We start from the raw sequence: 25,404 nt of genomic DNA, 5'->3' as shown, positions 1-25,404 counted from the left end.
GTTCGCGGGAGCGACGCACGTAGCTTACGAACAATAACCTGGATGATTGATTATCTTGAAATTTTTGCGCCTTCTTAAAATCATTCGCGTCGCGATCAAATACGGTCTCGACGAAATTGCATTCTCCGGATTTAAGGTGCCGCGCACGGCAAGGTTGATCAATGCAATGTTCTTCTGGCGTACCATCGACTTGCCGCGCGGCGTGCGCCTGCGCATGGCGCTCGAAGAGCTGGGCCCGATTTTCGTCAAGTTCGGCCAGGTGCTATCGACCCGCCGCGACCTGATGCCGTTCGACATTGCCGACGAGCTGGCGCTGCTGCAAGACCGGGTACCGCCGTTCCCGTCGGACCTGGCCATCGCCCAGATCACCCGCTCGCTGCGCGCCCACCCCGATCAATTGTTTGCCAGCTTCGAGCGCACGCCGGTGGCGTCGGCGTCGATTGCGCAGGTGCACTTCGCGACCTTGAAGAACGGCAAGGAAGTCGCCGTCAAGGTGCTGCGTCCCGGCATGAAACGCTTGATCGACGAAGACGTCGCGCTGATGCACGTGGCGGTCGACCTGATGTCGCGCGTGTGGTCCGAAAGCAAGCGCCTGAAGCCGAAAGAGGTTGTCGCCGAGTTCGACAAATACCTGCACGACGAGCTCGACCTGATGCGCGAGGCGGCCAACGCCAGCCAGCTGCGCCGCAACTTCGCCGACTCGACCTTGCTGATGGTGCCGGAAATGTACTGGGACTATTGCTCGACCGAAGTGATCGTCATGGAGCGCATGCACGGCATTCCGATTTCGCAGATCGACCGGCTGGCCGCGGAAGGCGTCGACCTGAAAAAACTGTCGAGCGACGGCGTGGAGATTTTCTTCACCCAGGTATTCCGCGACGGCTTCTTCCACGCCGATATGCACCCTGGCAACATCATGGTGTCGATCGATCCGCGGACCTTTGGCCGCTACATCGCGCTCGATTTCGGCATCGTCGGCACGCTCAACGACTTCGACAAGGATTACCTGTCGCAAAACTTCCTGGCGTTCTTCCGCCGCGATTACAAGCGCGTGGCCGAGGCGCACATCGAGTCGGGCTGGGCGCCGCGCGAAACCCGCGTGGACGAGCTGGAGTCGGCCGTGCGCGCGTGCTGCGAGCCGATCTTCGACCGGCCGCTGAAGGACATCTCGTTCGGCCAGATTTTGCTGCGCCTGTTCCAGACCTCGCGCCGCTTCAATGTCGAGGTGCAGCCGCAGCTGGTGCTGCTGCAAAAGACCCTGCTGAACATCGAAGGCCTCGGGCGCCAGCTCGACCCGGACCTGGACCTGTGGAAGACCGCCAAGCCTTATCTCGAGCGCTGGATGGCCGAGCAGGTAGGCGTGCAGGGCATGTGGGAGCGCCTGAAGGCCGAAGCGCCCGGCTACACGCATATCCTGCCGCAGCTGCCACGGCTGCTGCAGAAGGCGCTGGTACGCCAGGCCGAGCCGCGCGGGCCGGATAACGAACTGCTGCTGGCGCTGGTGATGGAGCAGCGCCGCACCAATCGCATGCTGGCTTTCATCGTCGTCTTTGCCGGCACGCTGGGGCTGGGACTGGCGGGCATCCAGTTATACCTGCGGCTGTACGCGGGGCAGTAAATGCCGGACTTCGAAAGCCGCGACCCGCGCACGCCGGCCTTCTGGGACGAGCGCTTTGAACGTGCATTCACGCCATGGGACCGGGGCGGGGTGCCGGAGCAGCTTGGTGCCTTTGTCGAGCGCGCGCAGCCCGGGGCGGTGCTGATTCCCGGCTGCGGCGCGGCGTACGAGCTGGTGTATTTTTCCGGCGCCGGTTGGGATGCGACGGCGATCGATTTTTCGCCGGCCGCCGTGGAACGGGCGCGCGCGATTACCGGGCAGTGGAGCGCCCGGGTGGTGGAGGCGGATTTCTTCGCTTACCAGCCGGCCGCCAGGCTCGACATGATTTACGAGCGGGCGTTCCTGTGCGCGCTGCCGCGGGCGATGTGGCCGGATGTGGCGAGGCGCTGGGCGCAACTGCTGCCGCCGGGCGCTGTGCTGGCTGGGTTCTTCTTTTTTGATGACGCGCCGAAGGGGCCGCCGTTCGGCATCAGCCGCGACGATCTCGATGGGTTGTTGCGTGGGGATTTTGAGTGCGTCGAGGACGCCGAGGTCGCCGATTCCATTCCCGTGTTCGCGGGGAAGGAGCGATGGATGGTGTGGCGGCGTAAATAAGTCGTCGTTCCCGTGCAGACGGGAACCCATGCGCAGCGAATTCTGACGCGTCCCATGGGCTCCCGCTTGCGCGGGAACGACGTGCTGCTTATTTGGCTACTGCAGGTGCCGCAGGTGCCGCAGGTGCGCCGGCGATTTCAATCTTCGCTTTTGCCTTCATGTCGTCGAACATCTTGGTCAGGTTGGTGCGCTGCACTTGCTGCTTGAGCTGCTCCTTGACCGTTTCAAACGGCGGCGCTTCGGCTTTCTTCGAGTCTTCCAGCAAAATCACGTGGTAGCCGAACTGGGTCTTGACCGGTTCAACGGTGAACTTGCCTTTCTCCAGCTTCGACACGGCCGCGCCGAATTCCGGCACCATGCTGCGCGGGTCGAACCAGCCCAGATCGCCGCCGTTGACCTTCGAGCCCGGGTCCATCGACTTTTCCTGGGCGATCGCGGCGAACTTGGTGGCGTCCTTCTGCAGCTCGGCGATGATCGCCTTCGCTTCGGCTTCTTCCTTGACCAGGATGTGGCGCGCCTTGTACTCGCCGGCCAGTGCCGCGACCTTGTCGTACTCGGCCTTGAGCATCTCGTCGGTCACCGGCGTGTTCTTGATGTAGTCGGCGACGAAGGCGTTGGCCAGAATCGACTGGCGTACCAGTTCCAGCTGGCGCTTGGTCTCAGGCTGCTTGTCGACGCCTTTCTTGACCGCTTCAGCGGCAACCAGCTGCTGCATCGCCAGGTTGTCGATGATCGCCTTGCGCAGTTCTGGCGTGTCCGGCTGGCCCTGGGCTGCACGCTCCTTGACCATCATGTCCACCGTGCTGGCAGGGATACCCACGCCGTTGACCGTCGCCGCCACCGGCTCTTTGCTCGGGGCAGTCTTGATCGCGTCCTTCGAATCACACGCACCCAGGGCCAGCACGGATGCCGCGCCAATGAGCAAAATACGGGACTTCTTCAACATCATTGCATTTCCTTTTTCAGTTCTGGCCCGGCGGATGCAGGGGAGCGCGCATATTACCATTCCGCCACGCGGCACTGCGCGTTGCGTGCAGGGAGCCGATCAGTTGACTTTCTGCTGGGAGAGGGCAAAAAGGCATATAATTCAGGGTTTTGACGATTTTTGCGGAGTAATAGATGCCGATTTACGCCTACCGCTGCGATGAATGCGGTTTTGCCAAGGATGTCTTGCAAAAGATCTCTGACCCGGTCCTGACCGTCTGCCCATCCTGCAGCAAGTCCGCTTTCAAGAAGCAATTAACTGCCGCCGGCTTCCAGCTCAAGGGCACCGGCTGGTATGCGACCGACTTCCGGGGCGGCGCCGCGCCATCGACGGGCACCGCGAGCGGGCCTGCGGAACCGGCTGCGCCTGCCGCCGCCGCGCCAGCACCGGCGGCGCCGGCTGCCAAGACCAGTAGCGACTGATGCGTAAATATTTTATTACCGGCTTGCTGATCCTGGTCCCGATCGCCATCACGGCGTGGGTCCTGAACGCGGTCATCAGTACCATGGACCAGTCGCTGCTGATCCTGCCGGCGCAGTGGCAGCCACGCGCCCTGGTCGGTTTCGACATTCCGGGCCTGGGCACGATCCTGACGATCGCGATCGTGTTCGTGACCGGCTTGCTGGCCAATAACCTGATCGGCAATTATTTCGTGCGCCTGTGGGAACGCCTGCTGCACCGCATTCCGGTGGTCAGCTCGCTGTACGGCAGCGTCAAGCAGGTGTCGGACACGCTGTTTTCGTCGTCGGGCAACGCGTTCCGCAAGGCGGTGCTGGTTCCTTACCCGCATGCCGACAGCTATACGATCGCCTTTTTGACCGGCACGCCTGGCGGCGACGTCAAGAACCATTTGCTGGGCGACTTTGTCAGTGTCTATGTACCGACCACGCCGAATCCGACCTCGGGCTTCTTCCTGATGATGGAGCGCTCCAAGGTCGTCGAGCTCGACATGAGTGTCGACGCGGCCCTGAAATACATCGTCTCGATGGGCGTTGTCGCCCCCGAGCATTCGCCAACCAAGATCTGAGGCGCGCTTGCTCCGCCTCCACCGAATAACCAACCTAGACTGAAAATCCTATGTCCACCATGCGTTCACACTACTGCGGCCTCACCACTGAAGCGCTGCTCGGCCAAACCGTCAACCTGTGCGGCTGGGTGCATCGTCGCCGCGATCACGGCGGCGTGATCTTCATCGACCTGCGCGACCGTGAAGGCCTGGTGCAGGTTGTCTGCCATCCCGACAACGCCGAGGTCTTCAAGGCGGCCGAACACGTGCGCAACGAGTACTGCCTGCGCATCACCGGCGTGGTCAACAAGCGCCTTGAGGGCACCGCCAACGCCAACCTGGCGTCGGGCACCATCGAGGTGGTCGCATCGCAGGTCGAAGTGCTGAACGCGTCGGTACCGGTACCGTTCCAGCTGGACGACGACAACCTGTCGGAAACCACCCGCCTGACCCACCGCGTGCTCGACCTGCGCCGTCCGCAGATGCAGAACAACCTGCGCCTGCGCTACAAGGTCACGATGGAAGTGCGCAAGTACCTCGACAACCTGGGCTTCATCGACATTGAAACCCCGATGCTGACCAAGTCGACGCCGGAAGGCGCGCGCGACTACCTGGTGCCGTCGCGCGTCAACGCCGGTAACTTCTTCGCGCTGCCGCAGTCGCCGCAGCTGTTCAAGCAGCTGTTGATGGTGTCGAACTTCGACCGCTACTACCAGATCACCAAGTGCTTCCGCGATGAAGACCTGCGCGCCGACCGCCAGCCGGAATTCACCCAGATCGACTGCGAGACCTCGTTCCTGACCGAGCAGGAAATCCGCGACCTGTTCGAGGACATGATCCGTATCGTCTTCAAGAACACCCTGGGCATCGAACTGCCTAACCCGTTCCCGGTCATGGACTTCGCCACCGCGATGGGCCTGTATGGTTCGGACAAGCCGGACATGCGCGTCAAGCTGGCGTTCACCGACCTGACCGAGATCATGAAGGACGTCGAGTTCAAGGTGTTCGCAGGCGCTGCGAACATGGAAGGCGGCCGCGTGGTCGGCCTGCGCGTACCGCAGGGCGGCTCGATGCCACGTTCGGAAATCGACGCGTACACCCAGTTCGTGGCGATCTACGGCGCCAAGGGCCTGGCCTACATCAAGGTCAACGAAAAAGCTAAGGGCCGTGACGGCCTGCAGTCGCCGATCGTCAAGAACCTGTCGGACGAAGCGCTGGCCAAGGTACTGGAGCTGACCGGCGCGGAAGACGGCGACCTGGTGTTCTTCGGCGCCGACAAGGCGAAGGTCGTCAACGACGCCATCGGCGCGCTGCGCGTGAAGATCGGCCACTCGGACTTCGGCAAGAAGGCCGGCCTGTTCGACGACGTCTGGAAGCCGCTGTGGGTTGTCGACTTCCCGATGTTCGACTACGACGAAGAGTCGGGCCGCTGGACCGCGACCCACCACCCGTTCACCGCGCCGAAAGACGGCCACGAAGACATGCTCGAGACGAACCCTGGCGCGTGTATCGCCAAGGCCTACGACATGGTCCTGAACGGCTGGGAGCTGGGCGGCGGTTCGATCCGTATCCACCGCGAAGAAGTCCAGAGCAAGGTGTTCCGCGCGCTGAAGATCGACGCGGAAGAAGCGCAGCTGAAGTTCGGCTTCCTGCTCGACGCGCTGCAGTACGGCGCGCCACCGCACGGCGGCCTGGCATTCGGCCTGGATCGTATCGTGACGATGATGACCGGTTCGGACTCGATCCGCGACGTGATCGCCTTCCCGAAAACCCAGCGCGCACAGTGCCTGCTGACCAACGCGCCTTCCGAGGTCGATGAGAAGCAACTGCGCGAACTGCACATCCGCCTGCGTAACACAGAGCCGAAGGTAGCGTAAGCTCAAACCCAGATCGGGTTCCCGCCTGCGCGGGAACGACGTTAGCGCGTCGTTCCCGTGACAACGGGAACCCATGCTGACGACGCGTGGACAAGCCCCACAAAATCCCCGAATCAGTCCTGGTCGTGATCCACACGTCCGACCTGGAAGTACTTCTCATCGAGCGCGCCGACCGGCCAGGCTTCTGGCAATCGGTGACCGGCTCGATCGATTTTCCCGGCGAAGCGTTGACCGACACCGCCGCGCGCGAGCTGTTCGAAGAAACCGGCATCGTCGCCGACGGCAGCAGCATCGTGCTGCGCGACTGGCACCTCTCCAACATCTACGAAATCTATCCGACCTGGCGGCACCGCTATGCGCCGGGCATCACGCACAACACCGAGCACGTGTTCAGCGTGTGCGTGCCGCGTGACATTCCGATACTTTTGAGCGAGCGCGAACACCTACAATACGCCTGGCTGCCTTTTCTCGAGGCGGCCGACCGCTGCTTCTCGGCGTCGAACGCCGAAGCAGTGCTGCAGCTACCGAGGCACCTCACAACCAGCTAAAGGAAACGCATGAAGCCAGCCGCGAAAGTCGTTCTCGCCGTTACAGGAATACTGATCGCGCTTCATGCGCCAGGCTATGCGCAGGGCCCCGGCCCCTATCCGTACATGGAGTCGCTGCGCAAGGCCGAGGCTGACGTTCCTGCCTACGCTTTCGGTGCGACCAGCGACAAACCAACAGAGCAACGCCGCGCAATGCTGCAGCGCATATCAAGCCCGTTGCAGGCAGTGGCCGTGGCCCGGGCCTTTGTCGGCGATACCGAGGGCGCGCAAGCCGCATTCGACCTGCCGGACCTGCAGGCAGGCGTTCGTGCTCAAGGCAAAGCCGATGATCTCAAGGCCATCGAAGACGCACCGGTTGAGGACGCGATCGAGGCCATCGTGGCGGCGGCGCGCACCAAACGGGTGGTCCTGATCAACGAGGCGCATCACGTGCCAATGCACCGGGCGTTCGCGCAAAAGCTGGCGATTGAGCTGCGCAAGATCGGCTACACCTACCTCGCAGCGGAGACCTTCCAGGAGCGCGACGAAGGCCGGACGATGAAGGGTTATGTCAACGCCGGTTTCGGGTTCTATACCCAGGATCCGGTGTACGCCGATTTCGTCAATCAAGCCATGGCCGATGGTTGGAACATCGTGTCGTATGAAGCGTCGCCCGAAAGTATGACCGGAACGCCAGCGGAGCAGATCGACGCGCGTGAGCGTGGACAGGCGAGGAATCTGGTCGAGCGCATTTTTGCGAAGGATAAAAAAGCGAAAGTGCTGATCTTCGTCGGCTACGGCCATTTGTACAAGTCGACCCTGCCGAACGGTATGGTGATGATGGGAACATACCTGCGCCAGATGACCGATCTCGACATGCTGCACGTCGACCAGACCGCCTTCTACGCGCACCCGGACCGCTCGGCCGAGCATCCGCTGTATGAGGCTTTGCTGTCGAAGCCGCACGCGCAAGCACCGTTCGTGTTGCGTACCGGGGACCGTGGCCATGTGATCCTGGGCGGCGCGAGGAACTACGTCGACATGCATGTGGTGTTTCCGCGCTATGCGCTGCGCCATGGCCGTCCCGAGTGGCTCGAGACGCTCGCCGAACGCAGGCCGCATGAGATTCCACCGGCCATGCTGCCAGTATCCGGCCGCCGACTAATACAGGCTTACCGTATCTCGGACGGGGCGGACGCGATACCTACGGACAACGTACTGGTCGAGGCCGGCAAACCGGTGCCCAAGTTGATGTTGCCTAAGGGGGAGTTCCGGTTCGCGTTTCAGGACTAGCTGATCGTCGCGGCGTCATTCGGTGCCCGGTTGGGGTCGAGCTTCGGGCGGATCAGCGCGGCGATCACGCACTTGGACGCAAGCCAAACATTCATCCTGCGCACGATAGAGTTACTTCTGAAAAACACGGACTGATGGGGTTAGAATGTTCCCATGAAAATCCGTGTAGCAACTTACAACATCCACAAAGGCGTGTCCTCCATCCGGACCCAGCCCCGCGTTCACGCGCTGAAGAAAGCCATTTCCCAGTTCGACGCGGATGTCGTCTTCCTGCAAGAGGTGCAAGGGCGGCATGACCGCCTGACCGCGCGCTACGGCGAGGAAAGCCGCGGCCACCGGAACTGGCCTGCACGCGCCCAGCATGAATTCTTTGCGGGGGATTCTCATCATTGCGCCTACGGGATGAACGCGGTCTACGACCACGGCCACCACGGCAACGCACTGCTCAGTGCGTTTGAAATCGAAAATTCGCGCAACCACGATGTTTCCGACCATTCTTACGAGCAGCGCGGCATCCTTCACTGCGTGCTCAAGACCGACAAGGGCCCGGTGCACTGCTATGTGGTCCACCTCGGCCTGTTCGAGTCGGGACGCGGGCGCCAGACCCAGGCACTGATCGACGCGGTGAACGACTCGGCGCCGAACGGCGAGCCGGTCATCATCGCCGGCGACTTCAACGACTGGCGCAATACCCTCAGCGACCGCCTGCGCAAGGAACTGGGCGTGGCCGAAGTGTTCGACGAGCTGGCCGGCACCAAGTCGCATTCCAAGATCCGTGCGCTGGTCAACAGCTTCTCGCGCAGCGTGCCTGCCATCACGCCGGCGCGCACTTTCCCTGCCGCATTGCCCTGGTTCCGGCTGGATCGCATTTATGTGCGCGGCTTCAAGGTGGACTCGGCGCTGGTGCTGCATGGTCCCTTATGGGCAAAGCTGTCGGACCACGCACCCATCGTGGCGGAACTGAAGCTGTCCTGATCCTGCACTACGACTGAACATGCGCCAGATACAATTCGTCTCCCATAACAATATTGAACTGCTGGAAAGCGGACAAGCGCTGTTCCCCGCCTTGCTGTCGGCAATCGATTCAGCCGAGCAGGACATCTATTTCGAGACCTACATCTGGGCCTGCGACGACTCCGGCAACGCCGTGCGCGACGCCCTGATCCGGGCCGCGCAGCGCGGCGTCAAGGTGCGCGTGGTGGCCGACTGGTGGGGCACCGGACACCGCGGCTGCAGCCGCCTTGGGCTGGCGTTCGCCGAAGCGGGCGTGCGCTACCGCGTGTTCAATCCGTGGTTCAAGCGCGGCGTTACCCGTACCCACCGCAAGATCGCCGTGATCGACCGCGCCGTCGCCTTTGTGGGCGGCATCAACGTCAACGACGACTGGTACTGCGACTACGACCCCGACACCCGCCTGCCCGCGCCGCGCTGGGACTTTGCGGCGGCGGTGCGCGGCCCGCTGGTCGAGGCGATTCATTTCGAGATGCAGGTGCAGTGGGCGAGGGTGGGGCACCTCGGCCTGATCCGGCGCATCGGCCTGTTTCGCGAGATGCGCAGGGCGTTGCCGCAGGATGACGGCAAGCCGATGCAGGCAGCTTTTGTGGTGCGCGACAACCTGCGAAACCGCCACACGATCCAGCGTTCCTACCTGCAGGCAATTGGCCGTGCCAAGACCAGCATCCTGCTCGCCAATCCCTACTTTGCGCCGGGCCACAAGTTCCGCAAGGCGCTCGCGGTGGCGGCCCAGCGCGGGGTCGAGGTCAAGCTGTTGATCGGCGTGGGCGAGATCTGGCTGCAGGACATGGTGGCGCGCTCGTTTTACCCGAAGCTGCTGGCCAGCGGCGTCCAGGTGATCGAGTACCGCAAGACGCAGCTGCACGCCAAGGTCGCAGTGATCGATGACGACTGGTCGACGGTCGGATCGAGCAACTGCGATGGCCTGTCGCTGTTCCTGAACCAGGAAGCGAACATCGTGGTGCGCGACGTGGACTTTGCCACCAGCATGCGCGCCCATATCGAGCGCGGCATGAAGGACGGCGTGCCGGTCTGCCGCGAAGCCTTCGCCAACGAAAGCTGGGTCAAGCGGACCGGATACGGCGTGGCCTATCTTTTCTATAAATTGACGATGCGGATCTTCGCAATCGGTTACGCTTGACGACACATGGATAACGTACGAATCGACAAATGGCTGTGGGCGGCGCGCTTCTTCAAAACGCGCTCGCTGGCGACGGACGCGGTGGACACCGGCCGGGTGAAGCTCGACGGCGACCGCATCAAGCCGGCGCGCGCGGTCAAGCTGGGCGACTTGCTTGCCATCGACAATGGCTCGGATGCCTGGGAAGTGGTGGTGCTGGGGATTTCGGACAAACGCGGCGCCGCGCCGGTGGCGCGCGCCTTGTACGAGGAGACCGAGGCAAGCATCGTCAAGCGCGAGAACGATTCGCAGGCGCGCCGCTTGTTCCCTGAGCCGGCAAGTACCATCAAGGGGCGGCCGACCAAGCGGGACCGCAGGCAGTTGGGGAGGGCGGGAGAGTAAAACGTTCGTGGCCGACCACGCAGATGCGGGCGTTGCCCGTCTCCGTGCACGGCGCCAATAGAACCTGCACTCTAAAGTTCGTGTTTGACATTTCACTTCTAGTGGATAATAGTACGAGCGTTCGGATTTTTTAATCCTCTGATAGGTCAAGCTATTAATACTTCAGTCAAATTCATGCGCAAGGGCGAACTTACCAGGGCCGCCATCCTTGACGTCGCGCTCGACCTCGCCAGCCGCGATGGCCTCGAGGGCATGACCATTGGCTTGCTCGCCGACAAGATGAACATGAGCAAGTCCGGCGTGTTCGCGCACTTCGGTTCGCGCGAGGACTTGCAGCTTGAAGTATTAAAGCTGTACCACCACCGCTTCGAGCAGGAGGTCTTCTACCCTGCGCTGCAGGAAGCGCGTGGCATTACCCGCCTGAAGGCGATGTACACGCGCTGGATCAAGCGCGTCAGTGTTGAAATCGCCTCCGGCTGCATCTACATCAGCGGCGCCGTCGAGTATGACGACCGTCCGGGCCCGATCCGCGAGGAACTCGTTGCGATGGTGCGTGCCTGGCAGGGAGCGCTGCTGCGCTGCGTCGAGCAGTGCATCGAAGTGGGCGACCTGAAAGCCGGCACCGACGCGCAGCAGCTGGTCTACGAGATGTACGGCCTGATCCTGGCCCTGCATCACGATGCGCGCTTCTTGCGCATGCCGGGCAGCGTCGACCGCGCTCGCGCGGGCTTCGAGCGCCTGATCCAGAATTACCAGAATCCGCAAAAACCTTAAGCGCAGCAGTTCGCTCGCTCAGTCATTCAATCATTGTTCGTCAGGAGAAAACCATGGGTCAGTACGTCGCGCCAATTCGGGATATGCAGTTCTTGCTGCACGAGTTCCTCAACGTCTCCGACGAGTTGAAGCAAATGCCGAAGTTCGAAGATGTCGACGCCGACATCATCAACCAGGTGCTGGAAGAAGGCGCCAAGTTCACGCAGGACGTGCTGTTCCCGCTGAACCATTCGGGCGACCGCGAAGGCTGCCACTTCGATAACGCCACCAAGAGCGTCACCACGCCAAAGGGCTTCAAGGAAGCGTACAAGCAGTACGTCGAAGGCGGCTGGGCCGCGCTGGCGTGCGACCCTGAATACGGCGGCCAGGGCCTGCCTATCGTGTTGAACAACTCGTTCTACGAGATGCTCAACTCGTCCAACCAGGCATGGTCGATGTACCCGGGCCTGTCGCACGGCGCCTACGAGTGCCTGCTGGAGCACGGCACCGACGAACAGAAGAAGAACTATCTGCCAAAGCTGGTTTCGGGCGAGTGGACCGGCACCATGTGCCTGACCGAAGCGCACTGCGGCACCGACCTCGGCATGCTGCGCACCAAGGCGATCCCGAACGATGACGGCTCGTGGGACATCACCGGCTCGAAGATCTTCATCTCGGCCGGCGAACACGATATGGCCGAAAACATCATTCACCTGGTGCTGGCACGCGTGCCGGACGCGCCGGAAGGATCGAAAGGCATTTCGCTGTTCCTGGTACCGAAGTTCCTGCCGAACGCGGACGGCAGCGTCGGCGAGCGCAACCCGATCGCCTGCGGCGCGATCGAAGAGAAGATGGGCATCCATGGTAACTCGACCTGCCAGATGAACCTGGACGGCGCCAAGGGCTGGATCATCGGCCAGCCGAACAAGGGCCTGAACGCGATGTTCGTCTTCATGAACGCAGCGCGCCTGGGCGTCGGCATGCAGTCGCTGGGCCTGACCGAAGTCGCGTACCAGAACGCGCTGGTGTACGCCAAGGACCGCCTGCAGATGCGCAGCCTGTCGGGCCCGAAAGCGCCAGAGAAGGCAGCCGACCCGATCATCGTTCACCCGGACGTACGCCGCATGCTGCTGACCGCGAAGGCCTACGCGGAAGGCGCGCGCGCATTCTCGTCGTACGTGGCGCTGCAGATCGACCGCGAACTGAACCACCCCGACGAAGAAGTACGCAAGGAAGCCGCCGACGAAGTCGCGCTGCTGACCCCTGTGATCAAGGCCTTCATCACCGACAACGCATGGATCGCTACCTCGGAAGCGATGCAGGTGTACGGCGGCCACGGCTACATCGCCGAGTGGGGCATGGAGCAGTACGTGCGCGACGCGCGCATCAACATGATCTACGAAGGCACCAACACGATCCAGTCGCTCGACCTGCTGGGCCGCAAGATCCTGATGGACAACGGCGCCAAGCTGCGCAAGTTCGGCGAGAAGATCAAGGCTTTCGTCGAAGAGAACGGCACCGACGAAGCACTGTCCGAGTTCATCACCCCGCTGGGCGACCTGGGCGACAAGGTCACCAAGCTGACCATGGAAATCGGCATGAAGGCGTTCCAGAATCCGGACGAAGTCGGCGCGGCAGCGGTTCCTTACCTGCGCGTCGTCGGCCACCTGGTGTACAGCTACTTCTTCGCGCAGATGGCGAAGATCGCGCTGGCCAAGGAAGATTCGGGCGATAACTTCTACAAAGCCAAGCTGGCGACCACGCGCTTCTACTTCGCGCGCCTGTATCCGGAAACCGCGATGCTGATCCGCCAGGCGCGTTCCGGCTCGGCGAACCTGATGGCTCTCGACGCAGACTTGTTCTAACACCCGCACGCTCGAAACGAAGATACCGTCGTTCCCGCGCACGCGGGAACCTATACTGAGCCTGATCATCACGCGACGCATGGGTTCCCGCTTTCGCGGGAACGACGGCTCCACTTAGGAATATATGATGACTAATTTCACCGTTAAAAAAGTAGCCGTGCTTGGCGCCGGCGTGATGGGTGCGCAGATCGCCGCCCACTGCGTGAATGCGAAAGTACCGGTCGTCCTGTTCGACCTGCCAGGCAAGGAAGGCACCCCGAAGAACGGCATCGTGCTGCGCGCGATCGAGAACCTGAAGAAGCTGTCGCCGGCGCCGTTCGGCGACAAGGAAGACGCAGCGCTGATCCAGGTCGCCAACTACGAAGACAATCTCGACCAGCTGGCCGACTGCGACCTGATCATCGAAGCGATCGCCGAGCGCATGGACTGGAAGCACGACCTGTACAAGAAGGTCGCTCCGCACATCGGCGCCAACGCGATCTTCGCGTCGAACACTTCTGGCCTGTCGATCAACAAGCTGGCCGAAGGCTTCGACGCCGGCCTGAAGGAACGCTTCTGCGGCGTTCACTTCTTCAACCCGCCGCGCTACATGCACCTGGTTGAACTGATCCCGACCGAAGCGACCCGTCCTGAAATCCTCGACCAGCTCGAGACCTTCCTGACGTCGGTGCTCGGCAAGGGCGTCGTGCGCGCCAAGGACACGCCGAACTTCATCGCCAACCGTGTCGGCATCTTCGGCATGCTGGCCACCATCCACGAAGCCGAGAAGTTCGGCCTGTCGGTGGACGTGGTCGACGACCTGACCGGCGCCAAGCTTGGCCGCGCCAAGTCCGGCACCTTCCGCACCGCGGACGTGGTCGGCCTGGACACGATGGGCCATGTGATCAAGACGATGCAGGACAACCTGGCCGACGACCCGTTCTTCGCGCTGTACAAAACCCCTGACGTACTGGCCAAGCTGGTCGAAAAGGGCGCGCTGGGCCAGAAGACCGGAGCAGGGTTCTACAAGAAGGTCGGCAAGGACATCCAGCGCCTCGACTTCGCTACCGGCGAATACGTCGCCGGCGGCGGCAAGGCAGCGGACATCATCGCCCGCATCCTGAAAGAGAAAGACCCGGTCAAGAAGTTCAAGGCGCTGCGCGAATCGACCAACCCGCAAGGCCAGTTCCTGTGGGCGATCTTCCGCGACGCTTTCCACTACATTGCTTACCACCTCGACACCATCGCCGACAACGCGCGCGACATCGACTTCGCGATGCGCTGGGGCTTCGGCTGGAGCGTCGGCCCGTTCGAAACGTGGCAGGCCGCAGGCTGGACCCAGATCGCTGAGTGGGTCAAGCAGGACATCGAAGAAGGCAAGGCGCTGACCAACGCACCGCTGCCAGCATGGGTGTTCGAAGGCCAGGTAGCCGAGAAGGGCGTACACACCGCTGAAGGCTCGTACTCGGCCAAATCGAACAGTTACGTGCCGCGTTCGACGCTGGACGTCTACAAGCGCCAGGAATTCCGCGCACCAGTGGTCGGCACCGGCGGTCTTGATGCCAAGACCGCGGGCACCACCGTGTTCGAAGACGAATCCGTGCGCCTGTGGCACTCGGGCGACGAAGTGCTGGTCCTGTCGCTCAAGACCAAGATGCACGTCATCGGCGGCGGCGTCATCAAGGGCCTGCAGCGCGGCCTGGAAGAAGCTGAAAAAGGCTACAAGGGCCTGGTCATCTGGAACACCGATGCAGCCGACGGCGGCGCATTCTCGGCAGGCGCCGACCTGCAGGAATCGCTCCCGCTGTTCATGCAAGGCGGCGCAAAAGCACTCGACCCGATCGTGGCCGAACTGCAGAACGCCTTCATGAAGCTGAAGTACTCGAACGTCCCTGTGGTGGCGGCGGTAGCTGGCCTGGCGCTGGGCGGCGGCTGCGAAATGATGCTGCATGCGTCCAAGCGCGTGGCGTCGATCGAATCGTACATCGGCCTGGTGGAAGTGGGCGTCGGCCTGATTCCTGCCGGCGGCGGCCTGAAAGAAGCGGCAGTGCGCGCAGCGCGTGATGCCAAGGGCAACGACATCCTGCAATTCCTGAAGAACAGCTTCACCAACGCGGCGATGGCCAATGTGTCGAAGTCGGCGCTGGAAGCCAAAGCGATGGGCTACCTGAAGGACGACGACATCATCGTCTTCAACCCGTACGAACTGCTTCACGTGGCGAAGGTCACCGCGCGCTCGATGTTCGAGGCAGGCTACCGCGCGCCGATCCAGCGCATGGTGCCGGTCACCGGCCGCTACGGCTGGGCGACGATCCGCGGCCAGCTGGTGAACATGCGCGACGGCGGCTTCATCTCGGCGCACGACTTCAAGCTGGCCGACATGATCGCCGAAATCGTCAGCGGCGGCGACATCGACCAGGGCAGCATGGTCAGCGAGCAGTGGCTGCTCGACATGGAGCGCAAGGCATTCCTTGAACTGCTGAACAACCCGAAATCGCAGGAACGGATTATGGGCATGCTTCAGACTGGCAAACCGGTCCGCAACTGATCGCCGCAGAATACTAAGGACGAAAATCATGAGCAAACAACTTCAAGACGCATACATTGTCGCCGCGACCCGTACCCCGATTGGCAAGGCGCCGCGCGGCATGTTCAACAAGACCCGCCCGGACGACCTGCTGGTGCACGCGATCCGCGGCGCGATGGCGGCCGTACCGAACCTCGACCCGGCCTTGATCGTCGACGCGATCATCGGCTGCTCGTTCCCGGAAGCGGAGCAGGGCTTCAACGTGGCGCGTAACGCGGTCATCCTGGCAGGCCTGCCGAACACCGTGGGCGGCGTCACCGTCAACCGCTACTGCGCATCGGGCATCACCGCGCTGGCGATGGCGGCGAACAGCATCCGTACTGGCGAAGCCGAGGTGATGATCGCCGGCGGCGTCGAATCGATGTCGATGGTGCCGATGATGGGCCACCACCCGTCGATCAACATGGAGACCTTCAAGGACGAAAACGTCGGCCTCGCGTACGGCATGGGCCTGACCGCTGAAAAAGTGGCGCAGCAGTGGAAAGTGTCGCGCGAAGACCAGGACGCATTCGGCCTGGAATCGCACCGCCGCGCCATCGCCGCGCAGCAGGCTGGCCATTTCAAGGACGAGATCACCCCGGTGGAGATCATCACCCGCACGCCGGACCTGTCCAGCGGCGAGATCAGGATCGGCAAGCGCACCGTCGACCTGGACGAAGGTCCGCGTTCGGACGCCAGCATGGAATCGATGGGCAAGCTGAAGCCGGTGTTCGCGGCCAAGGGTACGGTGACCGCCGCGACCTCGTCGCAGATGTCGGACGGCGCCGGTGCGCTGATCGTCGTCAGCGAGAGGATCCTGCGCGAGCACAACCTGACCCCGCTGGCGAAGTTCTCGTCGTTCGCGGTGCGCGGCGTGCCGCCTGAAATCATGGGCATCGGCCCGAAGTTCGCGATTCCCGCGGCGCTGGCCAACGCCGGCATCACCCAAGACCAGCTGGACTGGATCGAGCTGAACGAAGCGTTCGCAGCGCAGGCGCTGGCGGTGATCCGCGACCTGGGCCTGGATACGTCGAAGGTCAACCCGATGGGCGGCGCGATTGCGCTGGGCCATCCGCTGGGCGCAACCGGTGCGATCCGCGCCGCGACCGTCGTACACGCACTGCGCCGCAACAACCTGAAGTACGGCATGGTGACGATGTGCGTCGGCGCCGGCATGGGCGCGGCAGGTATCATCGAACGGGTTTAATCGCCGTTTAAGATTGAAGTCGAGAAGGGCGCTGCGGTAGATTACCCGGCGCCCTTTTTCTCACCACCACCGTCGTTCCCGCGCAAGCGGGAATCCATAGACCGCGAATAGAGACGCTAGGCATAGGTTCCCGCCTGCGCGGGAACGACGGGCTTACAAAGGGACAAGAGACACATGGACATCCTCACCAGCAAAGCCAACGGCATCCTGACCATCGAATTCAACCGCCCGGAGCGCAAGAACGCGATTACCGCGGTGATGTACCAGGCCATGGCCGACGCGATCAACGAAGCGGAATCCGACAGCGCCGTGCGCGCGATCCTCCTGGTCGGCAAGCCGGAAATTTTCACGGCCGGTAACGACCTGCCCGACTTCCTGCAGAATTCCAGGCCGGTTGAAGGCGTGCCTGCCGAAGCGCGTCCGGTATTCCAGTTCATGCGCGCGCTGTCCGGCAGCACCAAGCCAGTGGTGGCAGCGGTGTCCGGCGCGGCGGTTGGTATCGGCACCACGATGCTGATGCACTGCGACCTGGTCTACGCGGCCGACAACGCCAAGTTCTCGATGCCGTTCTCGCAGCTTGGCCTGTGCCCCGAATTCGCATCGAGCCTGCTGCTGCCGCAGCTGGCCGGCTATCCGCGCGCCGCCGAAAAGCTGCTGCTCGGCGAAGCGTTCCTGGCGCAGGAAGCGCTGGACATGGGACTGGTGTCGAAGGTTGTTCCGCTGGCCGACCTGCGCGCCTTTGCCGAAGGCCAGGCCGCCAAGCTGGCCGCGCTGCCTGCTGCATCGGTGCGCGCTACCAAGGCGCTGATGAAGCGTGCCCGCACGCCGGCCATCAACGACGCGATGGACGCCGAGAACAAGCTGTTCGCCGCGATGCTGCTGGCGCCTGAGGCCAAGGAAGCGATGACCGCGTTCATGGAAAAGCGCAAGCCGGATTTCTCGAAGTTCGCTTAAACCGGGATAGCGATCGTCAGGTTGGTGAGCGCTCGGCTGGCTCACCAAGGCATGCCTTGACGTGCGGAGAGGGATATTTAACGCAAACTTAACGTCACCTTAACAGGGCCGCAATGCGCGTTTTGTTAATGTCCGCCTGTTCGACGCGTCAGTTGGCGCCGTCACCGCTCAAGGCACCTCGACGACATGAATCACAGCAACGCTTGCACAGCAAGAGGCGAGTTGCCCTCGATGCAGCTTCACGCAGTTGGGTGGACTCGGCCAGGCCCGTATTTCAACCTGGTTCTGCTGCTGGTTTTTGGACTGCTCATGCTGTCCATCTCCCGTGTTGCTCTTGTCGTCTGGCAGCATGACCGGGTCCTGGCCGCCGGCATCATGGGCGACATATTCGTGCAGGGCATCCGCGCCGACCTGATTTTGCTCGGCTACTTCATCGTCATCCCGCTGGTCCTTGCGCCATTTCTCGCACACAGGCGCAGCGCGCAGCTGTGGAGCGCAATGACGCGGTGGTGGACCACCGGCGCGCTGGTGTTCATCGGATTCCTGGAACTGGCTTCGCCTCAGTTCATCCTGCAATACGATTCTCGGCCGAACCGGCTGTTCATCGAATACCTCGCCTACCCCGCCGAAGTGTTTGGGACGCTATGGCACGGTTACCGGCTGGCCCTGGTCGCAACGATTTTCGGTACCGCCGTGCTTGCCCTGGCCTTGCACCGCGCGCTCAAGCGGCTGTCCCCGCAGATGGCGACCTGGCCGGTGAAGAAGCTGCTCCTGACCTGGCCTGTCCTGATGCTGATGGTGCTGATGCAAATCCGCTCGACCACCGCGCACCGGCCAGCCAACACCGCGCTGTTCGCGCTCAGTGGCGATGCGCTGGTGAATTCGCTCGTCATCAATTCGGCCTGGTCGGTTCTTGATGCGGTCAATTCGCTGCGCAAGGAAGCGACTTCTTCGGAAATCTACGGCGCGATGGCCCGGGAGGACATATTGGCGGAAGTGTCTGCCGCGCCTTGGCTGCGCGACTACCGCTTTCCCGTGGCGGAACTGCCGACCCTGCATTTCCAGCAAGCGGCGATCACCCGCGAGCGGCCCCTCAACCTGGTCATCGTGCTGGAAGAAAGCCTGGGCGCGACCTTCGTGCAGTCACTGGGAGGGCTGGCCGTCACGCCCGAGCTGGAAAAGCTCAAGCATGAAGGCTGGTGGTTCGAGCAACTCTATGCAACCGGCACGCGCTCGGTGCGCGGCATCGAGGCTGTGGTGGCCGGCTATCCTCCGACCCCGGCGCGCAGCGTGGTCAAACTCTCGCTCGCGCAGCACAACTTCTACACGCTGGCACTCGGCCTGGGCAAGCAGGGCTATCAGACGGAATTCGTGTACGGCGGCGAAGCACATTTCGATAACATGCGCTCTTTTTTCACCGGCAACGGCTTTCAGCATGTCGTGGACCGGAAAAGCATGCAGCCGCGCTTTGTGGGCAGTTGGGGAGCTTCCGACGAAGACCTGTTCGATGCGGCACTGCAGCGGCTGAGCCACCTGCATGCGCAGAACAAGCCGTTCTTCAGCCTGATCTTCACTTCGTCCAACCACACGCCTTTTGAATTCCCGGACGGGAAGATTGCGCTGCACGATCCTGTCAAGCAGAGCGTCAACAACGCCGTCAAGTATGCGGATTATGCGCTGGGTAATTTTATTCGTTCAGCGAAGCAACAGGAGTACTGGCGCGATACCGTGTTCCTGATTGTGGCCGACCACGACAGCCGCGTGTACGGAGACAGCCTGGTGCCGATCAAGAAGTTTCATATTCCGGGCTTGATTCTCGGCGCCGACATCACGCCGCGGCTCATTCAGACGGTTGCCAGCCAGATCGACCTTGGCCCGACCTTGCTTTCCCTGATGGGCGTCTCCAGCCAGCACCCGATGATCGGGCGCGACCTGGTGCGCGACAGCACGTCGCCGGGCCGTGCGATGCTGCAGTTCGATAACAACTTTGCCTGGATCGAAGATGCTTCCGCCACCATCTTGCAGCCCGGACTGGCGCCCTTGTCGGGGCGCTATCAGGCGGACACCGGACAATTGACGCTCGACGCGACCGAGCCCGACCCGCGGCTTGTCCGGCGTGCGATGGCCCATGTCATGTTGCCGTCGCTGCTGTACCGGGAGCAGCGGTACCGGCTGGGGAACTAAATGCCGGCTTGACCTGCAGTGGATTTTGTCGACAGACCGGGCGTTGCTCTAGAATAGGCGAATGCGCATTCTCATCGTTGAAGACCACCCCGACATCCTGGCGAATCTCTACGGTTTCTTCGAGCCGAAGGGCCACCTGCTCGACTCCGCCCGTAACGGTTACGGCGGGCTTGCACTCGCGTCCGAACATGACTATGACGTCATCATCCTCGACGTCATGTTGCCCGGTTTGAACGGCCTGGAGCTGTGCCAAAAGCTTCGCACCGAGCTCGGCAAGACGACCCCGGTCCTGATGCTGACCGCGCGCGACAGCCTTCCCGACAAGGTAGCCGGCTTCGATAGCGGCGCCGACGACTACCTTGTCAAACCCTTTTCGCTGGTGGAACTGGAAGTGCGCCTGAAGGCGCTGGTCCGGCGCGCCGCGTCCGCCCATGCGGTGCACCCGACCATGCGCCTGGGCGAGCTAAGTTATGACCCTGAAACGCAGGAAGCCTGGCGTGCCGGGATTCCGGTGCAGTTGACCAAGACCGGTTATACGCTGCTGCGCTGCCTGCTGGCCAGTGCGCCCCGCATCGTCACCCGCGAGACGCTCGAACAAGCCGTGTGGGGCGAGGACCGTCCCGACAGCGATGCCCTGCGCACGCACATCCATGCGTTGCGCCAGGCGATCGACAAGCCGTTCGCCGCGCCGATGCTGCACACGGTCGCCGGTGTCGGCTACAAGCTGGTCCAGCCCGATCCCGGCGGCATCGCGCAGCGTGATGCGTCCCGCTGATTCCCTCAAGCGGCGCATCGTCGTCGCATTCGTCCTGTTCGGACTTGGCGCCTCGGCCTTCTTTGCGATCATCGCGGCGATCGCGGTGGAGGGCATCGAGGTGCAGTTGGTCGACAAGCGCCTGGAAGCCGCCGTCGCCTGGGCCGCGCCGCGCCACGCGGCCGGCCTCGAGGTCGACATGCCGGCCGGGCTACGCTTCCACCGCAACGAGGCAATTCCAGCCGCCGTGCGCGGCCTCCCGGCTGGCGTGCACAAGGTCGACGTCGGCGCCACGCGCCTGCATGTGCTGGCTGGGCGCGACGCGCGCGGCAGCTGGGTGCTGGTCGACCATGAGAGCGACTACGACAAGATCGAGCGCGTGGTGTACTCGATGTTCGGCGCGGTGTTCGCCGGCTTCTTGCTGCTGGCCTCCCTGCTCGGCGGGTTCCTGGGCAAGCGCGTCGTCACCCCGATCAGCGCGCTGGCGCAGGCGGTGCGCAGCGACGGTGTCCCGCCGGCGCTGACCGGGCGCAAGGATGAACTGGGCGTACTGGCGCGCGCGCTCGAAAGCCATACGGCCGAACTGCGCACCTTCCTCGACCGCGAACGCCACTTTACCGGCGACGTCAGCCATGAGCTGCGCAGCCCCCTCACCGTGATCATGGGCGCCGCCGAGATCCTGATGCAAGATGGCGCGGCACCGGCTGCGCGCGCCCCGGCCGAGCGCATCTACCGGGCGGCGCAGGAAGCGGCCGAATCGGTCACCGTGCTGCTGCTGCTGGCACGCGCTCCCGTCCTCAGCTCGCTACCGCCAGTCGAGATCGGCGCCGTGGCCGCGGAGGAGGTCGAGAAATACCGGCTGCTGGTCGGCGCCAAGCCGGTCACGCTCAGCTATCTGGGCGGCCCGGAACTGGCCGTTCGCGCGCCGCGCGAATTGTGCGCAGCGGCGATCGGCAACCTGGTGCGCAACGCCTGCCAATATACTGAACACGGCAGCATCGTCGTGCGCCTGCTGCCGGGCCGGATCATTGTCGAGGACACCGGGCCTGGCTTGCCGGCCGCGGTGGTGGCGACCCTGGGCAGCGGCGGGGCGCCGTCAAGCGGCTCGGGCGGGACTGGCCTGGGCCTCGCGCTGGCCCGGCGCATCTGTGATTTCCTGGGAGGCGGCTTTGCCTACCAACCGTGCGCCGGCGGCGGCAGCCGCTTCACCTTGAGCTTCCCGGCCGGGTAGTCCAGGCCAAGCACGCAACCGGTCAGGCGCCTGCGCCGGTGGCGCCCGTCGATTCGCGAGAACGGTGCTGGATCGTTTATGATGAGTTGCTAATTTATCAAACAGATGCCATGACCCAATACACGCTCCAGCAAAAAACCTTCCTCCTGCTCCTGGCGATCGTCACCATCGGCTTCGGCTGGATCCTGTGGCCGTTCTTCGGCGCGGTGTTCTGGGGCGTGGTGTTTGCGATTCTGTTTGCGCCGCTATACCGCCGCCTGCTCAAGGGCACGCGCCAGAAGCCCAATGCCGCCGCCCTGATTACCCTGCTGTCGATCCTGGTCATGGTGATCTTGCCGCTGTCGCTGATCGGTGTCTCGCTGATCGACCAGGCCACACGCGCCTATGAGCTGCTCAGTCCGGCGCGGCTCGACCTTGCCGCCACCTTCCAGAAAATCATCCAGGCGCTGCCGCAGTGGCTGATCAACCTGCTGGAACGCTTCGAACTGACCGACCTGGCCGCGTTGCAGCAGCGGCTCACCGAAGGCGCGTCGCAGGTCAGCCAGCTGATCGCCTCGCACGCCATCAGCATCGGACGCAATACCTTCGACTTCCTGGTCAGCCTGACCGTCATGCTGTACCTGCTGTTTTTCCTGCTGCGCGACGGCCAGAGCCTGGCCGGGCGTATCCGCCAGGCCGTGCCGATGAGCCGCAAGTACAAGCAGCGCCTGTTTGCCAACTTCACCACCGTGATCCGCGCCACCGTCAAAGGCAATGTGCTGGTGGCCGCGGCGCAGGGTGCGCTGGGCGGCCTCATCCTGTGGTTCCTCGGCGTCGAGGCGCCGCTGCTGTGGGGCGTGCTGATGGCTTTCCTGTCGCTGCTGCCGGCCGTCGGCGCGGCGCTGGTGTGGGCGCCCGTGGCGATCTATTTCCTGGTGATGGGCGTGATCTGGAAGGGCGTCGTGCTGATCGCTTTCGGCGTGCTGGTGATCGGCCTGGTCGACAACATCCTGCGGCCTATCCTTGTCGGCAAGGACACCAAGATGCCCGACTACGTGGTGCTGCTGTCGACCCTGGGCGGGATGGCGCTGTTCGGCCTGAACGGGTTCGTGATCGGCCCGGTGATCGCGGCGCTGTTCATCGCGACCTGGGATCTGTTCGCGTCGGCGGAGGAGTTCCACCCGGAATAAGGCCCTGTCCGAATCCGGACAGCGGGGCCGGTATCGGTAGGTCTTTCGGCACATGTGGCGTATATTTACAGCACATCTTGAACACCTCTCCGAAAGGATTCGCCTATGTCCCGCGTGCTGAAGGGTTGCCTGTTTGCCGTGCTGCTGGCCGCTAGCCAGGCTGGCGCTGTCACCACCGCCACGATTACCAGGCCGCTTGGCATTCCCGCCGGCGACGCCACCATCGCCTACGACGTCAATGCGCGCGGCCAGGTCGCCGCGGTGATCGAGGAGGAGGACGGCCGGCGGCGCGCGGTCCTGTTTGAAAACGGCGCGATCACCAACATGGGCACGCTTGGCGGCGAGTACAGCGAAGCACGCGCGATCAACCGGGCCGGCCAGGTGGCAGGCGCGGCCCAGGCCAAGGACGGCCGCTGGCGCGCCTTCATCTACGACCGCCCGGGCGGCATGCGCGACATCGGCACCTTGGGCGGGCCCGGCAGCTTTGGCACGGCCATCAACGACGCTGGCCATGTCGCCGGCTACGCCGACAATCTCGATGGCGATTACCGCGCCTTCCTCTACACCGGCAGCGCATTGATCGATCTTGGCACCCTTGGCGGAAAGATCAGTTATGCCGCGGGCGTGAACAACGCAGGGCAGGTGGCAGGCACCTCTGCACTGTCGAGCAACTATCGCCGGGCGTTCGTCTGGGATGCCGACCGCGGCATGGTCGATCTCGGCACGCTGGGAGGGCGCTCCAGCTCGGCCACGGCGATCAATGACGCGGGCGTGGTGGTGGGCGCCTCCGAAACCAGCGCGCGCCGCTGGAGCGCCTTCCTGCACGACGGCACCCGGATGGTCGACCTCGGCGCACTGATCGGCTACGGCGCCAGCTACGCGACGGACATCAATAGCGCCGGCCACGTCGTCGGCACCGTGCTGATCGGTGACGAGCGCCGCTCCTTCGTCTGGCGCGATGGCGTGATGACCGTGCACCGCGGCGGCAAGGGGCTGCATTTAATCCACAGCATCAATGACGTCGAACAGGTCATCGGTGCGACCTACACGCGCAAGCTGGAGGCCGCCACGATGCGTTCGACGGCGATCCCGGTGGCCGACCGGGGCGGCACGAAATTCTTGCTCGGCGTGCTCATTGCGCTGCTCGCGGCCGGCGTGCTGGTGCTCTACCGACAGCGCTTTCGCGGCATCGACATCAACAACGTGGCGATGGTTTAGCGATCCTCCAGCGCAGGTCCGGCATATTGCATCAGCAGCCCCTTGGGCCCGACCGCCCAGCCGATGCCGGGGCTGGCGAAACCAACGGTGTTGACCGGCGTGCGGTCGAGGACCTTCCAGCTCCGGCCGCCGTCCACCGAGTAGCCGGAACCGGCCAGCCCGCCGGCCACCAGGGCGCGCGTTGTGCCCGCTACCGGAACGACAACCGACATGTAGCCGGTCGGCAGCACCGTCACCGGCTGCCAGCTGGCGCCGCCGTCGCTGGTGCGTGCGCCATTGATGCCTTCGAGCAGGGGCTGTTTGTAGTCGCCGCCGACCGCCATGCCATGCTGCGCGTTAAAGAAGCCGACCGAGAAGATGCCTTTGCCCGGCGCGGCAGCTGGTATCGGCAGGCTCGCCGCCCGCCAGGTCATGCCGCGGTCGCTTGAGCGCAGCACGCGCGCGGTTCGCGCGCCGCCGGTGGCGATCCAGACGTCGTGCGATCCGTGCACCGTCAGCGCGGTGCCGCTGGCGGCGAACGCGCCTTCGTCGGGTTGCGCCTCCAGGCCGGCCGCCTTGAGCTCGCGCCAGGTGGCGCCGCCGTCCGCCGTCACATACACCTGGAACTTGCCGTCGACCGGGTCGCCAAACACGATGCCGTTGCTGGCGTCCCAGAACGCCATCGAATCCCAGAAGCCTTCCTTGTAGCGGTTCAGCGCCACCTCGCGCCAGCTGTCGCCGCCATCAATCGTGCGCAGGATGCGCGAGGCATCGCCCGGACCGGCACTCATCACCAGGGCGGTGTTGGCGTCGACCGCGTGGATGTCGCGGAAGTCGAGTTTCTCCGCGCCCGGCACGCTGATCGCCTGCCACCGTGCGCCATCGCTGGTGCGCAGCACGGTGCCCCTGGCGCCGCTGGCCCAGGCAAGCGCACGGGTGACCACCGACAGGCCGCGCAGCTCGGCAGTCGTGCCGCTCGGGACCGGCGTCCACGGCTGCTGGGCGAAGGCGGGCAGCGCTAACAGGTACAGCGGGAGCAGGGATGGACGCAACATCATGGATTCCTTTGTCTGGTTCAGGCAATCATACCTTGGAAATCTTGCTCAAAG

22 protein-coding genes are annotated in these 25,404 nt (G+C 63.4%); 20 read left to right on the top strand and 2 right to left on the bottom strand.

Annotated elements, in window-relative coordinates; all coding sequences use genetic code 11:
* Window positions 1-49: 49 nt before the first annotated feature.
* Both ubiB and I4X03_RS00840 read left to right on the top strand, forming a co-directional pair.
* On the top strand, window positions 50-1,618 hold the full coding sequence (gene ubiB / locus I4X03_RS00845) for a ubiquinone biosynthesis regulatory protein kinase UbiB (protein ID WP_223466157.1): 1,569 nt from the start codon (window positions 50-52) through the stop codon (window positions 1,616-1,618).
* Complete coding sequence (locus I4X03_RS00840) at window positions 1,619-2,212, top strand: methyltransferase (RefSeq protein WP_223464341.1); 594 nt, start codon at window positions 1,619-1,621, stop codon at window positions 2,210-2,212.
* An 88-nt stretch (window positions 2,213-2,300) separates the two neighbouring features.
* On the opposite strand, the gene I4X03_RS00835 is transcribed toward I4X03_RS00840, so the two are convergent.
* On the bottom strand, window positions 2,301-3,161 hold the full coding sequence (locus I4X03_RS00835) for a foldase protein PrsA (RefSeq protein WP_223464339.1): 861 nt from the start codon (window positions 3,159-3,161) through the stop codon (window positions 2,301-2,303).
* A 170-nt stretch (window positions 3,162-3,331) separates the two neighbouring features.
* On the opposite strand from I4X03_RS00835, the gene I4X03_RS00830 reads away from it, so the two are divergent.
* The 18 genes from I4X03_RS00830 to I4X03_RS00745 all read left to right on the top strand — a co-directional run bounded on the left by I4X03_RS00830 (window position 3,332) and on the right by I4X03_RS00745 (window position 24,316).
* A complete protein-coding gene (locus tag I4X03_RS00830; RefSeq protein ID WP_223464337.1) occupies window positions 3,332-3,619 on the top strand; it encodes an FmdB family zinc ribbon protein in 288 nt (95 codons plus the stop codon).
* Window positions 3,619-4,224 (top strand): DUF502 domain-containing protein, encoded by a 606-nt coding sequence (locus I4X03_RS00825; protein ID WP_223464335.1) that lies wholly within the window; start codon window positions 3,619-3,621, stop codon window positions 4,222-4,224. The genes I4X03_RS00830 and I4X03_RS00825 overlap by 1 nt, the downstream gene beginning before the upstream one ends.
* Window positions 4,225-4,283: 59 nt before the next feature.
* The gene (gene aspS, locus I4X03_RS00820; protein WP_223466154.1) at window positions 4,284-6,080 is read left to right on the top strand and encodes an aspartate--tRNA ligase; all 1,797 of its coding nucleotides are present in this window, start codon (window positions 4,284-4,286) and stop codon (window positions 6,078-6,080) included.
* Window positions 6,081-6,166: 86 nt separating this feature from the next.
* Entirely contained in the window at window positions 6,167-6,628 is a 462-nt protein-coding gene (gene nudB / locus I4X03_RS00815) for a dihydroneopterin triphosphate diphosphatase (RefSeq protein WP_223464333.1), read from the top strand.
* A 9-nt stretch (window positions 6,629-6,637) separates the two neighbouring features.
* The gene (locus I4X03_RS00810) at window positions 6,638-7,900 is read left to right on the top strand and encodes a hypothetical protein (RefSeq protein ID WP_223464331.1); all 1,263 of its coding nucleotides are present in this window, start codon (window positions 6,638-6,640) and stop codon (window positions 7,898-7,900) included.
* A 153-nt stretch (window positions 7,901-8,053) separates the two neighbouring features.
* Complete coding sequence (locus tag I4X03_RS00805; RefSeq protein WP_223464329.1) at window positions 8,054-8,875, top strand: endonuclease/exonuclease/phosphatase family protein; 822 nt, start codon at window positions 8,054-8,056, stop codon at window positions 8,873-8,875.
* Window positions 8,876-8,894: 19 nt separating this feature from the next.
* The gene (clsB, locus tag I4X03_RS00800) at window positions 8,895-10,055 is read left to right on the top strand and encodes a cardiolipin synthase ClsB (protein ID WP_223464324.1); all 1,161 of its coding nucleotides are present in this window, start codon (window positions 8,895-8,897) and stop codon (window positions 10,053-10,055) included.
* Window positions 10,056-10,061: 6 nt separating this feature from the next.
* Entirely contained in the window at window positions 10,062-10,436 is a 375-nt protein-coding gene (locus I4X03_RS00795; RefSeq protein WP_223464322.1) for an RNA-binding S4 domain-containing protein, read from the top strand.
* Between the two features lie 174 nt (window positions 10,437-10,610).
* Window positions 10,611-11,210: a TetR/AcrR family transcriptional regulator gene (locus I4X03_RS00790; protein ID WP_223464320.1), complete on the top strand. Its 600-nt coding sequence runs from the start codon at window positions 10,611-10,613 to the stop codon at window positions 11,208-11,210.
* Window positions 11,211-11,263: 53 nt separating this feature from the next.
* Window positions 11,264-13,054, top strand: a complete 1,791-nt coding sequence (locus tag I4X03_RS00785; RefSeq protein ID WP_223464312.1) for an acyl-CoA dehydrogenase C-terminal domain-containing protein — start codon at window positions 11,264-11,266, stop codon at window positions 13,052-13,054.
* Window positions 13,055-13,181: 127 nt separating this feature from the next.
* Complete coding sequence (locus tag I4X03_RS00780; protein WP_223464310.1) at window positions 13,182-15,581, top strand: 3-hydroxyacyl-CoA dehydrogenase/enoyl-CoA hydratase family protein; 2,400 nt, start codon at window positions 13,182-13,184, stop codon at window positions 15,579-15,581.
* Between the two features lie 28 nt (window positions 15,582-15,609).
* Entirely contained in the window at window positions 15,610-16,806 is a 1,197-nt protein-coding gene (locus I4X03_RS00775; protein ID WP_223464308.1) for an acetyl-CoA C-acyltransferase, read from the top strand.
* Window positions 16,807-16,980: 174 nt separating this feature from the next.
* Complete coding sequence (locus tag I4X03_RS00770; protein ID WP_223464306.1) at window positions 16,981-17,760, top strand: enoyl-CoA hydratase; 780 nt, start codon at window positions 16,981-16,983, stop codon at window positions 17,758-17,760.
* 309 nt (window positions 17,761-18,069) lie between these two features.
* Window positions 18,070-19,944, top strand: coding sequence for an LTA synthase family protein (locus I4X03_RS00765; protein ID WP_223464304.1), 1,875 nt, complete (start codon window positions 18,070-18,072; stop codon window positions 19,942-19,944).
* Window positions 19,945-20,005: 61 nt separating this feature from the next.
* Complete coding sequence (locus I4X03_RS00760) at window positions 20,006-20,719, top strand: response regulator transcription factor (protein WP_223464303.1); 714 nt, start codon at window positions 20,006-20,008, stop codon at window positions 20,717-20,719.
* A complete protein-coding gene (locus tag I4X03_RS00755; RefSeq protein ID WP_370660473.1) occupies window positions 20,655-21,929 on the top strand; it encodes a sensor histidine kinase in 1,275 nt (424 codons plus the stop codon). The genes I4X03_RS00760 and I4X03_RS00755 overlap by 65 nt, the downstream gene beginning before the upstream one ends.
* 110 nt (window positions 21,930-22,039) lie before the next feature.
* Window positions 22,040-23,098, top strand: a complete 1,059-nt coding sequence (locus tag I4X03_RS00750; protein WP_223464302.1) for an AI-2E family transporter — start codon at window positions 22,040-22,042, stop codon at window positions 23,096-23,098.
* Window positions 23,099-23,203: 105 nt separating this feature from the next.
* A complete protein-coding gene (locus I4X03_RS00745; protein ID WP_223464301.1) occupies window positions 23,204-24,316 on the top strand; it encodes an HAF repeat-containing protein in 1,113 nt (370 codons plus the stop codon).
* Here I4X03_RS00745 and I4X03_RS00740 read toward each other — a convergent pair.
* Entirely contained in the window at window positions 24,313-25,350 is a 1,038-nt protein-coding gene (locus I4X03_RS00740; protein WP_223464300.1) for a WD40/YVTN/BNR-like repeat-containing protein, read from the bottom strand. The two genes, I4X03_RS00745 and I4X03_RS00740, sit on opposite strands and share 4 nt — an antisense overlap.
* Between the last annotated feature and the right edge of the window lie 54 nt (window positions 25,351-25,404).

Origin of the sequence: Massilia soli (genome assembly GCF_016809835.1) — a bacterium.
Lineage (GTDB): Bacteria > Pseudomonadota > Gammaproteobacteria > Burkholderiales > Burkholderiaceae_D > Telluria_A > Telluria_A soli.
Note: the sequence above shows the minus strand (reverse complement) of the source record. Positions and strands in the feature narration are given on the sequence as shown.

Coding starts and splice junctions, on each gene's coding strand:
- I4X03_RS00740 (WP_223464300.1), bottom strand. CDS start 25,350: ATGTTGCGTCCATCCCTGCTCCCGCTGTACCTGTTAGCGCTGCCCGCC.
- I4X03_RS00775 (WP_223464308.1), top strand. CDS start 15,610: ATGAGCAAACAACTTCAAGACGCATACATTGTCGCCGCGACCCGTACC.
- I4X03_RS00745 (WP_223464301.1), top strand. CDS start 23,204: ATGTCCCGCGTGCTGAAGGGTTGCCTGTTTGCCGTGCTGCTGGCCGCT.
- I4X03_RS00780 (WP_223464310.1), top strand. CDS start 13,182: ATGACTAATTTCACCGTTAAAAAAGTAGCCGTGCTTGGCGCCGGCGTG.
- I4X03_RS00835 (WP_223464339.1), bottom strand. CDS start 3,161: ATGATGTTGAAGAAGTCCCGTATTTTGCTCATTGGCGCGGCATCCGTG.
- aspS (WP_223466154.1), top strand. CDS start 4,284: ATGCGTTCACACTACTGCGGCCTCACCACTGAAGCGCTGCTCGGCCAA.
- I4X03_RS00805 (WP_223464329.1), top strand. CDS start 8,054: ATGAAAATCCGTGTAGCAACTTACAACATCCACAAAGGCGTGTCCTCC.
- I4X03_RS00750 (WP_223464302.1), top strand. CDS start 22,040: ATGACCCAATACACGCTCCAGCAAAAAACCTTCCTCCTGCTCCTGGCG.
- I4X03_RS00825 (WP_223464335.1), top strand. CDS start 3,619: ATGCGTAAATATTTTATTACCGGCTTGCTGATCCTGGTCCCGATCGCC.
- clsB (WP_223464324.1), top strand. CDS start 8,895: ATGCGCCAGATACAATTCGTCTCCCATAACAATATTGAACTGCTGGAA.
- I4X03_RS00810 (WP_223464331.1), top strand. CDS start 6,638: ATGAAGCCAGCCGCGAAAGTCGTTCTCGCCGTTACAGGAATACTGATC.
- I4X03_RS00795 (WP_223464322.1), top strand. CDS start 10,062: ATGGATAACGTACGAATCGACAAATGGCTGTGGGCGGCGCGCTTCTTC.
- I4X03_RS00785 (WP_223464312.1), top strand. CDS start 11,264: ATGGGTCAGTACGTCGCGCCAATTCGGGATATGCAGTTCTTGCTGCAC.
- I4X03_RS00840 (WP_223464341.1), top strand. CDS start 1,619: ATGCCGGACTTCGAAAGCCGCGACCCGCGCACGCCGGCCTTCTGGGAC.
- I4X03_RS00760 (WP_223464303.1), top strand. CDS start 20,006: ATGCGCATTCTCATCGTTGAAGACCACCCCGACATCCTGGCGAATCTC.
- I4X03_RS00790 (WP_223464320.1), top strand. CDS start 10,611: ATGCGCAAGGGCGAACTTACCAGGGCCGCCATCCTTGACGTCGCGCTC.
- I4X03_RS00765 (WP_223464304.1), top strand. CDS start 18,070: ATGCTGTCCATCTCCCGTGTTGCTCTTGTCGTCTGGCAGCATGACCGG.
- I4X03_RS00830 (WP_223464337.1), top strand. CDS start 3,332: ATGCCGATTTACGCCTACCGCTGCGATGAATGCGGTTTTGCCAAGGAT.
- I4X03_RS00770 (WP_223464306.1), top strand. CDS start 16,981: ATGGACATCCTCACCAGCAAAGCCAACGGCATCCTGACCATCGAATTC.